Source organism: Methylobacterium sp. 1A (assembly GCF_058072805.1).
Map to the genome: position 1 here is coordinate 1,444,033 of NZ_JBYQVE010000001.1, position 12,381 is coordinate 1,456,413.

The window sequence follows — 12,381 nt, forward strand, 5'->3', positions numbered from 1 at the left end:
AACAGCCGGCCCTCCGCCCGGTGAGCCGATCGGGGCGTGGCGACGTGGAATATGCGACCGCCTCAGAATTCGATCCGATCGGCCGCCTTCCTGAGCGCCGGCGATGGGCTGCCTATCCAGCTGGTGCGGCCATTCTCGTACAGCCGGCCCCACGCGCGCCGCCCGCCCGGCGCGAATATCACCTGAAGCTTATGGTCGAGGCAGTCGTGGACCTTGCACACGTCAGTGAGCAGGTAGGTTTCGCCGTCCGCTTTGATTTCTCTGGAAGGTTGGGACGGTCCGTTCGACGTGCGGCTATAGGCCGTCACCCACTTCGGCGCTGAAGGACCACTTCTCAGCATCGCGTTGTAGGCGCGCTTGTAGTCGGGTCGGCGCAGCAGATCGAACAGGTAGACGTCCGCAGCAGCGGCCTGTCCGACAGCGACGAGACTGAGTACAGCGAAGACTGTGCGCATAAGAATGAGAATAGCTCAGCCGCTGGCGCCGGCAACTGCTGGACCCAACACGTCAGGCTTGGCAATATGGTCCGCGGTATGCGGCGCCCGTCTGGTTCTTCCAGACCATTATCTCCTGCCCCGCCCACACCACCGCGCGGGGCTATTGTGCGTTCTGCTCTTCAGACGCGCTCTCAGGCTGTTAGGGTCCTGATTGGGGCTGATGCTCGGATGGGTGGGGTTGAGCCCTGCCCGCGAGCCGTATCAGTCCGACGTTTCCGATGAGGAGCGGGCGCCGGTCGCGCCCGAAGTGACGCTGCTGCGCGAGGATGCCGGTCAGCGCGAGCACCCGTTGCGGGAGGTGTTCAGCGCGCTGCGCCACATCGTCAGGAGCGGCTGCCCGTGGCGGCTGAGGCCGCACGACCTGCCGCCCCGGTTTGCCGTGTATCGGCAGGCGCAGCGCGGACTATCAGGTGGCTGCTTCGAGCAACGGGCCGAGGATCCGCGCGCGGTGCTGCACCTCGCCGCGGGTCGGGCGCCGGAGCCGACCGCAACCATGCTCGACGGCCGGACCTCGCGCTCCTCGCCCGAGAGCGGCGAACGAGCGGGCTACAATGGGGCCAAGCGCGAGAAGGGCTCGATGCTGCGCATGGCGGTGGAAACCCTCGGCCCTCTCCTGACGCGGCACGTCACTTCAGAATCAACCCTTGGGCGACTCGACGTGTCTCAGTTCCATGAAAAGTATAGTCGCCGGCAACGCGCGTCGTTATATTTCTGTTCACTTCGGTAATTTAATTTCTGCATTGTTTCCGAGTCGAGCTTGATCAATTTCGAGCGCCGTTGTCCATGAGCCCGCCGAAAAAGCGGCGCGTTGAGTCAGAAAGATAGCGATCCATGTCTTCGATCACCCTGTCGGCCGCGACGCGCCAGAACCTGCTCTCGCTGCAGGACACCGCCCAGCTGATGTCGACCACCCAGAACCGGCTCGCGACCGGCAAGACCGTCAACTCCGCCCTCGACAACCCGACCAACTTCTTCACCTCCCAGGCCCTCGACGGACGCTCCTCGAGCCTGAACTCCCTCCTCGACGGCATCTCCAACGGCATCCAGTCGATCCAGGCCGCCAACCAGGGCATCACCTCGATCCAGAAGCTGGTCAGCCAGGCCAAGTCGATCGCCAGCCAGGCGCTCTCGACCCAGCTCTCCACCACCGGCACCGCCGCCAACGCCTACAGCGCCAGCACCGCCTCCTCGACCGTGCTCCTGACCATCAACGGCAGCTCGGTCTCGGCCACGGTCGCCGCCTCCTCGAGCATCAGCGCCACCGTCGCGGCGCTCAACGCCGCGGTCAGCTCGGCCTCGACCGCGTCGAGCGGTGCCTTCGGCGCCGGCGCGATCTTCTCGGCCGACAGCACCGGCACCAAGATCGTCCTGAACGCCCAGGCGGACGTGGAATTCCAGAACTCGGGCAGCCAGACGGCGCTCGGCTTCACCGCCTCGGCCACCACCGCCTCGACCTACGGCACCGCCGCCAGCACCGTGGTGTCCAGCGACCTGTCGATCTCGGGCGTGACGCAGCGCGCCTCGCTGGCCAACCAGTACAACAACCTGCTCAACCAGATCACGCAGCTCGCCAGCGACGCCAGCTACAACGGCGTCAACCTCATTGCCGGCAAGGGCAATGACATGAACATCAAGTTCAACGACACCGGCAGCTCGAACCTGAACGTCGCCTCGGTCGACGCGACCTCCAGCGGCCTGGGCCTGTCGTCGATCACCAGCTCGAACAGTTCGTCGAGTCAGAACGGCCTCGGCAACTTCCTGCTGAACGCGGACGTCAACAAGACCTTGTCGACACTGACCAAAGCCGACGCGACCTTGAATTCCGCGGCGAGCGCGCTGGGCTCGAACCTGTCGGTGGTTCAGAACCGCCAGGACTTCTCCAAGCAGCTGATCAACGTGCTGCAGACGGGCTCGGCCAACCTGACCAACGCCGACCTGAACCAGGAGGCGGCGAACTCGCAGGCGCTGTCGACCCGCCAGTCGATGGGCATCTCGGCCCTGTCGCTGGCAAACTCCGCCCAGCAGGGCGTCCTCCAGCTCCTGCGGTAAACCTCAGCCTGAGCGTCTACACCACGCCCGGAGCTCGGCTCCGGGCGAACGCATTCCAAGGTATGGATGGTGGCTCCCGGCTACCGGCGATCGATTGCCGGGCGCCGAAAGCTCGCAGAAGCGAGACGATTACAGCGCTACTGCCCGGAACGTAGGGGAATCGTAGATCTGGAAGCAGCCTGCCGAGTGCAGGGCCAGAGATGCTCCAGGGCTCTATGTTGAGGAACCCCAATTCATTCTGAGCCGATGTCGATGACTGACCGGCGGATGGCTGCCTTCGGGATCAGCCAGACAGCTGTCCACAAAGCGGTGTGGGTCGGCACCAGTCCGTTCGGTCCTGGAGCCGGTCGATCCGATCCAGCAGCCGCTCGAGCACGGACAGGGCCGGGAGGATGTCGGTCGGAGCGAGGAGCCGGGCCTGGGCCTCGGCGCGGGCAGCGTTGCCTTAGGTGAGAAACAGAAACGGGGCGCCGGTCGCGCGCAGCGGCTCCGAGGTCAGCCCGGCGACGTCGCCGACGATGAGGTCCGGCAGCTCCGCCGGCGCGATGTCGTCATACAGGTCGTGGACGGTGCAACGCCGCGCGGGGCCGAGGGAACGTGCGAGGCGCCCGGTCCGGGTCAGGTCATCAGAGATCAGCAACAGCCCGCCCAAGGCGGCCTCCGTGCGACGACGGGGCGGTGCAGCGTCCAGCTTCGATTGGCGGCCACAGTCACAGAGTGGGCGGAAACCGCTGCGCCGAGTTGGCAAGCTCCTCTGCCGCGCTCACGAAGCTTCGCAAGGCTTCGATCGTGGCCGCATCCTGCAGCCCAAGCTCATGGAGCGAGAGATCCATATCCTTGATCGGGTGCTCCAACGCGCGGCTCAGTTGGAGCGGCCTTTCGCCGCCGGCCTGGATGTGCGGCGCGCGCCGAGATCCTCGCCCCGCGCGTACGCGGCAGCGAGATTTGCGTGCAGCCGGTCGGACTGGTCTGAGCCGTTCGGCCGGGCCGGGACGACGCGGATCTCGGTCATGGCGACCTCAGGCGGCGCGCACGGTTGCGAGGAAGCGGGCGACCTCGGCGCCGAGATGCTCGGATTGCCGCGACAGCTCCGAGGCCGCCGACAGGACCTGCGAGGCCGCCGCCCCCGTCTCCTCCGACGCCTGCGCCACGCCGGCGATGTTGCCCGTCACTTCGTTCGTCCCCGCCGAGGCCTGGGCCACGTTGCGCACGATCTCCTGGGTCGCCGCGCCCTGCTCCTCGACGGCGGCCGCGATCGAAGTCGCCACGCTGTCGATCTCCCGGATCCGCCCGGTGATCCCGCCGATCGCCGTCACCGCCTGCGCGGTCACCCCCTGGACCTCGCCGATCTGACGGCTGATCTCTTCCGTCGTCTTGGCAGTCTGGTCGGCGAGCGCCTTCACCTCGGAGGCCACCACCGCGAAACCCCGACCCGCGGCACCCGCCCGCGCCGCCTCGATCGTGGCGTTGAGCGCCAGCAGGTTGGTCTGGGCGGCGATGCCGGAGATCATCCCGACCATGTCGCCGATCCGCGCGGCGTTCTGGCTGAGCGCCTGGACGAGGTGGGCGGTCTGGTCGGCTTCGCCCACCGCGGCCTGGGCGAGGTGGGCCGAGCCGGTCACCTGCCGGCCGATCTCCTGCACGGAGGAGCCGAGCTCCTCGGCCGCGGCCGCGACCGTGTTGACGTTGGTCGACGCCTCCTCGGCGGCAGCGGCCACGGTGGTCGACTGGGATGCGGTCTCCTGGGCGGTGGCGGTCATCTGCTGGGCGGTGGCCTGGAGCTCGGTGGCCGCGGACGAGACCAGGCCGACGATGCCGCCGACCGCGCGCTCGAAACCGTCGGCGAACTCGACCATGGTGCGCTTGCGCTCGGCGGCGGCGGCCGCGTCGGCGCGGCGCCGGACCTCGGCCTCCTCGGCGGCCTTGCGGGCGACCATGGCCTTGATGCCCTCGACGGCCAGGCCGACGGCACCGATCTCGTCGCCGCGGGCGGCCTCGCGGATCTCGGCGTCGACCGCGCCCTTGGCCATTCGCTGCAGGACGCCCACGAGGCTGCCCAGCGGGCGGGTGATGCCGAAGATCACGATCAGCGCGGAGAGCGCGACGGCGCTGACGAGGCCAGCCACGGAGGCGCCGATCAGCACGGTCTTAGCCGTGGTGACGGCCTGCTCGGAGTCATCGCGGGCTTGGCGAAGCTCGGCGTTCAGCCGCGTGACGCGACCTTGAACAAAATCCCGCATCTTGGTGCGCGCGGCAGAAGCGTCAGTCAGAAGGACCTTAGCAGCAGCTTCATTGTCATTCTTGAGGCCGAGCGCGTTGGATTTATCCAGAGCAGAGTAGAATTCCTTGAGAATACTCTGGAGAGTTTCGTTGGTGACCTTCCGATCGGGCGTGTCCGCCATCGCGATCAAGGTGTTCGCAGCATCGAGTGACGTCTTTACAGCCGCATCGTACCGCACTTTATAGCCGGCCATCTCCTGCTCGCGGGTTTCGAGAATGAGGTTGCGCGCCTGGATCGCTGCATCGTTGGTGTTGACCTGGACAGCCAAGATCCGTTCGAGGCGGACCGCCTGCGTGTCGACGATCTCGCGCATTTGCCCTGCGAGCAGATTGAGCTCTCCGATGGCGTAATGAACCAGGCCGGCGGCGACTGCGGCCATGATCAACAGCGGAACACACGCCTTGATCAGGATACTGGAGTTTCGCAGCATAGAGGTACCACTTTATACTTCTTAAAGTGCCACAAAGTAATCTACATTACTTAAAATAAGGTTAAAATACATTGATTATGCAGATCATGCATCAGAGATTTCGATATCATATTCGATAATAGAATGGTAGAGCAGATTATGAGTGTGCATTTGAATATCGTTGTCTGGAGATACGACAACGCAATCAATCGATGCTTAATGGCGAATATCGGTATCCAGGATGCATTCGCGAGACAGGTCACGCTCGATGGCTGGCTGCCTCGGCATCATCATCGGTGTAGCAGATTTGATCGCGGTCACCGCCGCCTCATGGCGCACCGCATGCCTGATCCTTAACATTCAGCGTCGGGGTAAGCTCCAAGACAGCCGACGCCCTCTTAAGCCTCATGGCAGTTGACGTATCTGACCCGTCAACGGTCCGAGGCGTGACGCGATCGCGGCCAGGCGATCGGCGATTGCCGAAAACTTGCAGCTTCATCCCGGCTACCGGGATATCCTCTGGAAGAAGCCCGCACCCGAGGGTCTGACGGTCTCTATAGAGATCCAGAAGACTTGCCCCACGGCAATCGCGTTCCGGTATGTGAGACCGCACTCAATCGATGGAGTCCGACGATCCGTGGAAGGCCGCTTTCAGGAACCGTCAGCTCCGTTCCGGCCGTCTGGGTTGGGTCGCGATTGGCCGTGAGCATAGTCACGCTGACAGGGCACTGTTCCGAGCAGCCAAAATCCGGCGCTGGAGCGCTGTTATGCGACCGGCCGCGGGCGTCGGGAAGGGATTCAGACTCGTCAGGGCGGAAACGCGGTGAGCGACTCTGATCGTCTCGCGACGAGTCGAGCCGCCCGCAAGACGCGGCCTGCTGTGAGGCGCGTCATGCGCTCGACGCCACCCTGCGTTGAATGACGATAAGCGCATTGTCCTAAGCACGCGATTCCGAGTGCCTCGAAGCGCTGTATCGCCCAGATATCAACCACCGATAGCCATTTCAACGCGAGTGCCTTTACCTAAAGTAGTCATTATGAATACATTACATTAATGTGGATTAGATTTCATATGCGCCGCGTCTTACTAAGACGTATAGACCTTTTTCGACCAAAATTTGTGGGAGTAGACAGAGAAATGAATAATGATGCGGCCAACGCATGCAACGTCTCCCTCGATTACAGCGCAATGACGGCGAACCTCGTGGCGGCCTACGTGTCTCACAATCGCGTCGCAGCCTCGGAGATGCCGGCGCTGATCGCGACGGCGGCCGCTGCCCTGACCGGCCTTCAGCCCACCGATCCGTCGACCGCGGATGGAGACAGGAAAGCGACACCGGTGATGGTCCGGGCGTCGATCACACGCGAGGCACTGATCAGCTTCGAGGATGGTAGGCGGTACAAGACGATCAAGCGGCATCTGACCGCCTGTGGTTTGACGCCGGAGACGTACCGGGCGAAGTGGGGCCTGCCGAACGACTACCCGATGGTCGCTCCTGCCTACGCGGCGAAGCGGTCCAGGATCGCCAGGAACTTGGCTCAGGGTCGGTCCCAGCGCGATCCCGGTCCGGAAACTGCAGCCGGATAGCGGGCGCATTCCGACGCTTCGTGCCCAGTCATGAAGTTCGCGAAATATTCGAAAGGTGATGGCTGGCCAGAGTGGTTCTGCCCCGGTCCGCTTTCAGGGGGCAGAGGCAAAGGAGCGGACATCGCCATTCGGCCCGCTGCCGATCCTGGACCGATCTGAAGCCGGTGCGATCCCCTTCCGTGATCGGGTGAATAACCCGGCAGGGCACGCCTGCGGCGACGATATTCGGCGGTATGTTCTTCGTGACGACGCTGCCCGCCCGGACGATGCCGTGATCGCCTGATCCGTGATCTCGGCGGCCTCGCGCAGTCCGGAGACGGTCGCGGGTCCCTGAGCCAACGAGTCCCGTCAGCTGATGGGGCAGACGGTGGGGTGGACCGCCAAACGGCGGGAAGCTTGTCCACGATCCAGGCCTGCTGGCGGAAGGGGTGGGATTCGAACCCACGGTGGAGTTGCCCCCACGGCGGTTTTCAAGACCGCTGCCTTAAACCACTCGGCCACCCTTCCTGGCAGCATCCGCGACCTCACGGTTACGGCCGCGGCCGAGGTGGCGTCAACAGCAGAACAACCGGTTGACCTCCCGAACCATTCCGCCTATCTCACCGCCCACGCCCGGAGCCGCTCGATGCGCTGTGGGCTCTGCCCCGCCATCTTCGAAACCGGATGCGCAGGGCTCACGGCTGATTGGGGGATAGTTTAACGGTAGAACGGTGGACTCTGACTCCTCTAGTCCTGGTTCGAATCCAGGTCCCCCAGCCACCGCGCCGGCCCGCCTGATCTCCGATCCGGCGGGTTTTTTCTTGCCCGGAGCCCGGCGCATCCTCCTCTGATCCTCAGCGAGGTGTGGGTCTGGCACGGACCGAACAGCGGTCGGCCGTTGACGCGCCGCGGCGCGGCCGCCTAGATCGGTCCATGCGCCGGTGCCAGCCTCTCACGGTTCGAGAACGCGCGATCATCGGCTTGGTCGCGCTCTACGCGCTGCTGCTCCAAGCCTTCCTCGGCTTCGCCACCCCGGCACAGGCCTGGGTCGATCCGGACGCGGCGATCTGCGCCGGTCACGCCTCGGGCGACCCCGCCGGCCCGGTGGCGCACGCGCATCCGTGCTGCACGCTCGTGCAGGCCGGCGCGCTGGTCCTGCCGACCGTCGACCCGACCTCGACCGGCTGGCCCGTCGCCGCCGAGACGCGCCGCGCGTGGCGCCCCGAATCCGAGATCCCGACGACCGGCCCGCCGGCCTCGACGGGCACCGCGCGAGGTCCACCCAAGGCCTGACGATCCCGCTCCCGATCGTTCAGGCCCGGACCTCCCATCATGTCGATTGTTCTCCACGGCGACGCCCCCGCGTACGGGGCGGCGGCAACGCGGCGACTGTCCCGCGACGCCGTCTATCGGGCCGTCTGGCGGTGGCACTTCTACGCCGGCCTGCTCTGCCTGCCCTTCCTGATCGGCCTCTCGGCCACCGGCGCGCTCTACCTGTTCAACGACGAGATCAACGGCAGCCTGTTCGCGTACCGGACCCGGGTCGCGCCGCAGGCGACGGCGCCGATCGGCCCGGACCGGCTGATCTTCAACGCGCTGCAGGCCGTGCCCGACGGCGCGCCCGCCACCTACATCGACCCGGCCGCGCCGGACGCCGCGGCGCGAGTGACGCTCGCTTCCGGCGACCGCCGGATCCACGTCTACCTGAACCCCTATACCGGCGACGTGCTCGACCGCGTCGACCGTGACCGCGAGCTCATGGCGGTGGTCCGCGGACTGCACAGCCTCGCCCTGGTCGGGCCCCTCGCGAACGCCGCCATCGAGATCGTCGCCGGTTTCGCGATCGTCCTGGTGTTGACCGGCGCGTATCTCTGGTGGCCCCGCGGCCGCGCGGGCGGCGTCGTCACGGTGCGCGGCGACCCGCGCCGGCGCGTGTGGTGGCGCGACCTTCACGCCGTCACCGGGTTCGTGGCCGGCGGCGGGCTGCTCTTCCTGGCCCTCACGGGCCTGCCCTGGTCGATCTGGTGGGGGCAGGAACTGCGCGCGTGGTCGAACGCCGCCGGCCTCGGGCAACCGGCCGCGCTCTGGGCGAATCGGCCGGTCTCGACGGTGCCGCTGCGCGACCGGCTGGAGGATGCCGGGTGGACCCTGCAGGACGCGCCGGTGCCGCGCTCCGTGCCGGCCGCGGCCGCGAGCGTCGGGATCGACGACGCCGTGGCGATCCTTCGACATCTGGGGATGCCCCCCGGCTTCGAGCTGGCGCTGCCCGTCGGCGCGGACGGCGTCTACGCCGCCGCGATCTACCCGCGCGACGTCACGCGCCAGCGGGTCATCACCCTCGACCAGTATTCCGGCCGCCCGCTGGTGGACGTCCGTTTCACCGATCTCGGACCGGTCGGCCGGGCGATCCAGTACGGGATCGGCATCCACAAGGGCGAGCACTGGGGCCGCGCGAACCAGCTGGCGATGCTGGGCTTCTGCCTCGCCACATTCCTGCTCGCCGCCACCGCCGGGACGATGTGGTGGAAGCGGCGCCCGGCCGGTGGCCTCGGCGTGCCGCCCTGGCCCGCGGATCGGCGGGTGGCCGCGACCGTGACCGCGATCATCCTCGGCCTCGGGGCGCTCTTCCCGCTGACCGGGCTCGCCATCGCCGCCATGGTCGGTCTCGACCTCGCCGCGGGCCGGCTCCGAAGACGGTGGGCGCGCTGAGCCGGTGCGGGCGGGCGCCGTGCCCGTGCACACGTCTCCACGCCTGAGACGCGGGCGCCCGGGCCTCCCGGGCGCCGTGCTGATCGCGCTCGCGCTCTGGATCCAGGCGCTCGCGCCGGCCGTCGCGCTCCGGATGGTGCAGGCGGATCGGGGCGCGCTGCCCGGCCAGATCCTGTGCGGGCACGCGCCGGATCAGGCCGGTGACGCAGCGGTCGGCTCGGGCGCGCCGGCACCGGGGTCCTGCGCCCTCTGCGGGCTGTGTCGCGCCGGTGCCGTCCCGCCGCTGCTCCCGCACGCGCCCGGCCTCGCGTGCCGCCTGCGCTGGACGGCGGTGGCGTGGCCGATCCCGCCCCCCGTCCGGACCGCGTCGGTCCCCGCCGTCATCGGCCAGCCCCGCGGGCCGCCCCGCTCCGCCTGATCGCCCGTCCTCCGGGCGCCGCCGCTCGCCCCATCGATCAGACGAGACCTCCGATGACCTCCGACTCCCCCGTCCTGCGCGGCGGCGCCCTCGCGCTCCTGCTCGCCGGAAGCCCCCTCCCCGCCCTCGGCCAGGCCGCCGTCACCCTCGAGGAACTCTCCGTGGAGGGCGAGGCCGCGCCCGTTGCGGGCCGGCCCGCCGCGCCGGCCTTTGGCGTGGCGGCGCCGCCGGGCTCGGCGCCCGCGGTGATCGAGCACCCGGTCGGCGAGATCGTCACCGGCATCGGCCGAGACGACACGATCGCGAACCGGCCGGCGACCAGCATCGGCTCGGTCCTGGTGAACAGCCCCGGCGTGACCGTGCGGCAGGGGAACGGCGGCCGCGACGTGGTCATCTCGATCCGCGGCAACAACGCCCGCTCCACCGGCGTGATCAAGAACACCGTCGTCCTGGAGGACGGCTTCATCCTCACCCAGCCGGACGGGGCGGCGCGCTTCGACCTCACGGACCCCCGCGCCTACGGCCGGATCGACGTGTTCCGCGGGCCGCAATCGCCGCTCTTCGGCAACTACGCCACCGGGGGCGCCATCGCGTTCCGGACACGCACCGGGCGGGAGATCGACGGCTACGAGATCGGGGTGGATGCCGGCAGCTTCGGCTACCTCAGCAACTATTTCACCGTCGGCGGCGTCAGCGGCCCGTTCGAGATCAGTCTGTTCGCCAGCGATGTCCGCGCGAACGGCTACCAGGACCACGCGAGCTACGACACGCAGACCATCAACCTGCTCGCGAGCTACACCCCGACGCCGGACAACCGCTTCACCCTGAAGGTGATCAACAACACCCTCGACGCCAACCTGCCCGCCCGTGCGTCCCTGGCCCAGTACCGGATCAACCCGTACCAGCGCGGCTGCGCCGCGGCCGCGAGCGCGGCCCCGGGCTGCACCACCTTCAACCTGTTCCGGAACGGGGCCTTCGGCGCGACCGTGCCGGTGACCGCCGACGAGGGCGGCTTCGGGCGCAACGACCGCCGGACCATCGTCGCCGCCCGCTGGGAGCACGACCTCGATGCGTTCACCACGTGGCGCACGCAGCTCGGCTTCGACGAGCGCAACTTCGACCAGCCTTTCTACACGACCGCGTCGCGGGGCTCCTACCCGTCCTGGAACTTCCTGACCGACCTGACTCGGCGAGGCGACGTGTTCGGCCTGCCGGCGACGGGCTACGTCGCGCTCGCCTACAACACGATCGACAACCACATCACCACCTTCAACCGGGCCCCCTACGTCGGCCCGCGCCTGGGGGCGCTGATCGGCGATCAGTCGGCGGTGCAGTCCAATCTCGGCGGCCGGGCGCGGCTGGAGCTGGGCCTGTCGGACCAGTGGACCGGCATCCTCGGCCTGAGCGCCGAGACCACGGCGATCACCGGGCGCAACGTCGCCTACGCGTACGCGGCGAGCGGCACGACGCGGACGGTGGCGGACGCGAACCGGTCCTTCCTCAACGTCGCCCCCGAACTGGCCCTGGTCTACCGGCCGGACGCGGCCTGGGCGCTGCGCGGCCGGGTCGCCACCGGCTACACCACGCCGGCCGCCAGCAACCTGTTCATCACCCCGGCCGGGCTGCCCGGCAACAACACGCAGCTCCGGACGCAGGAGAACCTCGGCTTCGATCTCGGCGCCGAGTGGAGCCCGGTGACCGATCTCCGCCTGAGCGTGACCGGGTTCTACGAGTTCTTCCGCAACGAGCTGGTCTCGCAATCGCCGGGGGCCGGGCTCCTCGCGTACACGTTCAACGCGCCGGCCTCGGAGCATCGCGGCATCGAGGTCGGCGCCGACTGGGCCTTCGCGCCCGGCTGGCGCGGAACGCTGGCCTACACGTTCGACGACCAGATCTACACCCGCTACGCCGAGCAGCTCAGCGCCGGCAGCCTGAGCCGGTCCTTCGACCGGGCCGGGAACCGGATCCCCGGGGTTCCGGCCCACCAGCTCCTCGCCCGCCTCGGCTACGACGTGCCGAGCGGCCCGCTCGCGGGTCTCGGCGCCTTCGTGGAGACGGTCGTCCAGGGCGACTTCTACCTCGACAACGCCAACCTGCTGAAGGCGCCGGGCTACGCGGTGGTCAACGCCAACCTGCACTACGCCACGGAGCTGACGGGCGGCTACGCGAAGCGGCTGAGCCTGTACGTCGAGGTGCGCAACCTGTTCGACACGACCTACGTCGCCTCCGCGCAGAACCTCGCCAACAGCATCAGCGGCACGACCGGACTCCAGAACGGCGCCGCCGTGCTGGCGACCACGACGGGATCGGTCTTCGCGGGGGCTCCGCGAAACATCGTCGGCGGCATGCGGCTGGCATTTTGATAACTGCGCGGCGGCTCGCGCGTGGTGTCGCCGTCGAGCGTGCACTATGCTTCGGCAGTCGATCGCAGGGCGGGGCCTGAGCGCGCGG

Annotated in this window: 11 protein-coding genes, 2 tRNA genes and 1 pseudogene; 8 read left to right on the plus strand and 6 right to left on the minus strand. The window is 67.9% G+C overall.

Annotation, left to right across the window (positions count from 1 at the left end; all coding sequences use genetic code 11):
- Positions 1-62 precede the first annotated feature (62 nt).
- Positions 63-455 (minus strand): Ivy family c-type lysozyme inhibitor, encoded by a 393-nt coding sequence (locus ACX9MN_RS07035; RefSeq protein WP_489724037.1) that lies wholly within the window; start codon positions 453-455, stop codon positions 63-65.
- Positions 456-675: 220 nt separating this feature from the next.
- Here ACX9MN_RS07035 and ACX9MN_RS07040 point away from each other — a divergent pair.
- Positions 676-1,128: pseudogene (locus tag ACX9MN_RS07040) on the plus strand (transposase); the annotation flags it as partial.
- A gap of 200 nt (positions 1,129-1,328) precedes the next feature.
- Positions 1,329-2,546 (plus strand): flagellin N-terminal helical domain-containing protein, encoded by a 1,218-nt coding sequence (locus ACX9MN_RS07045; RefSeq protein ID WP_489724038.1) that lies wholly within the window; start codon positions 1,329-1,331, stop codon positions 2,544-2,546.
- Between the two features lie 445 nt (positions 2,547-2,991).
- On the opposite strand, the gene ACX9MN_RS07050 is transcribed toward ACX9MN_RS07045, so the two are convergent.
- The 4 genes from ACX9MN_RS07050 to ACX9MN_RS07065 are packed head-to-tail and all read right to left on the minus strand — an operon-like array spanning position 2,992 to position 5,257.
- Positions 2,992-3,198 (minus strand): hypothetical protein, encoded by a 207-nt coding sequence (locus ACX9MN_RS07050; protein ID WP_244540100.1) that lies wholly within the window; start codon positions 3,196-3,198, stop codon positions 2,992-2,994.
- A 58-nt stretch (positions 3,199-3,256) separates the two neighbouring features.
- A complete protein-coding gene (locus ACX9MN_RS07055; protein WP_489724039.1) occupies positions 3,257-3,400 on the minus strand; it encodes a hypothetical protein in 144 nt (47 codons plus the stop codon).
- 8 nt (positions 3,401-3,408) lie between these two features.
- On the minus strand, positions 3,409-3,558 hold the full coding sequence (locus ACX9MN_RS07060; RefSeq protein ID WP_489724040.1) for a hypothetical protein: 150 nt from the start codon (positions 3,556-3,558) through the stop codon (positions 3,409-3,411).
- A gap of 7 nt (positions 3,559-3,565) precedes the next feature.
- Positions 3,566-5,257 carry a methyl-accepting chemotaxis protein gene (locus ACX9MN_RS07065; protein WP_489724041.1) on the minus strand — a complete coding sequence of 564 codons (1,692 nt, stop codon included), beginning with the start codon at positions 5,255-5,257 and terminating at the stop codon, positions 3,566-3,568.
- A gap of 1,117 nt (positions 5,258-6,374) precedes the next feature.
- Between ACX9MN_RS07065 and ACX9MN_RS07070 the strand changes: the two genes are divergently transcribed.
- Complete coding sequence (locus ACX9MN_RS07070; protein WP_489724042.1) at positions 6,375-6,824, plus strand: Ros/MucR family transcriptional regulator; 450 nt, start codon at positions 6,375-6,377, stop codon at positions 6,822-6,824.
- A gap of 417 nt (positions 6,825-7,241) precedes the next feature.
- Here the strand turns inward: ACX9MN_RS07070 and ACX9MN_RS07075 are convergent.
- Positions 7,242-7,331: transfer RNA gene (locus tag ACX9MN_RS07075), tRNA-Ser, on the minus strand.
- Positions 7,332-7,509: 178 nt separating this feature from the next.
- Here ACX9MN_RS07075 and ACX9MN_RS07080 point away from each other — a divergent pair.
- The 5 genes from ACX9MN_RS07080 (at position 7,510) to ACX9MN_RS07100 (ending at position 12,293) form a co-directional block, all read left to right on the plus strand.
- Positions 7,510-7,583 (plus strand) — tRNA-Gln (locus ACX9MN_RS07080).
- Positions 7,584-7,784: 201 nt separating this feature from the next.
- A complete protein-coding gene (locus ACX9MN_RS07085; protein WP_331299924.1) occupies positions 7,785-8,096 on the plus strand; it encodes a hypothetical protein in 312 nt (103 codons plus the stop codon).
- A 39-nt stretch (positions 8,097-8,135) separates the two neighbouring features.
- Complete coding sequence (locus ACX9MN_RS07090; protein WP_489724043.1) at positions 8,136-9,512, plus strand: PepSY-associated TM helix domain-containing protein; 1,377 nt, start codon at positions 8,136-8,138, stop codon at positions 9,510-9,512.
- A gap of 76 nt (positions 9,513-9,588) precedes the next feature.
- Entirely contained in the window at positions 9,589-9,930 is a 342-nt protein-coding gene (locus ACX9MN_RS07095) for a DUF2946 family protein (RefSeq protein ID WP_489724044.1), read from the plus strand.
- A gap of 53 nt (positions 9,931-9,983) precedes the next feature.
- The gene (locus ACX9MN_RS07100; protein ID WP_489724045.1) at positions 9,984-12,293 is read left to right on the plus strand and encodes a TonB-dependent receptor family protein; all 2,310 of its coding nucleotides are present in this window, start codon (positions 9,984-9,986) and stop codon (positions 12,291-12,293) included.
- The last annotated feature ends 88 nt before the right edge of the window (positions 12,294-12,381 follow it).

Excerpts from the sequence above, each read along its gene's own strand:
- ACX9MN_RS07045 (WP_489724038.1), top strand. The coding sequence starts at position 1,329 with ATGTCTTCGATCACCCTGTCGGCCGCGACGCGCCAGAACCTGCTCTCG.
- ACX9MN_RS07065 (WP_489724041.1), bottom strand. The coding sequence starts at position 5,257 with ATGCTGCGAAACTCCAGTATCCTGATCAAGGCGTGTGTTCCGCTGTTG.
- ACX9MN_RS07035 (WP_489724037.1), bottom strand. The coding sequence starts at position 455 with ATGCGCACAGTCTTCGCTGTACTCAGTCTCGTCGCTGTCGGACAGGCC.
- ACX9MN_RS07100 (WP_489724045.1), top strand. The coding sequence starts at position 9,984 with ATGACCTCCGACTCCCCCGTCCTGCGCGGCGGCGCCCTCGCGCTCCTG.
- ACX9MN_RS07090 (WP_489724043.1), top strand. The coding sequence starts at position 8,136 with ATGTCGATTGTTCTCCACGGCGACGCCCCCGCGTACGGGGCGGCGGCA.
- ACX9MN_RS07060 (WP_489724040.1), bottom strand. The coding sequence starts at position 3,558 with ATGACCGAGATCCGCGTCGTCCCGGCCCGGCCGAACGGCTCAGACCAG.
- ACX9MN_RS07070 (WP_489724042.1), top strand. The coding sequence starts at position 6,375 with ATGAATAATGATGCGGCCAACGCATGCAACGTCTCCCTCGATTACAGC.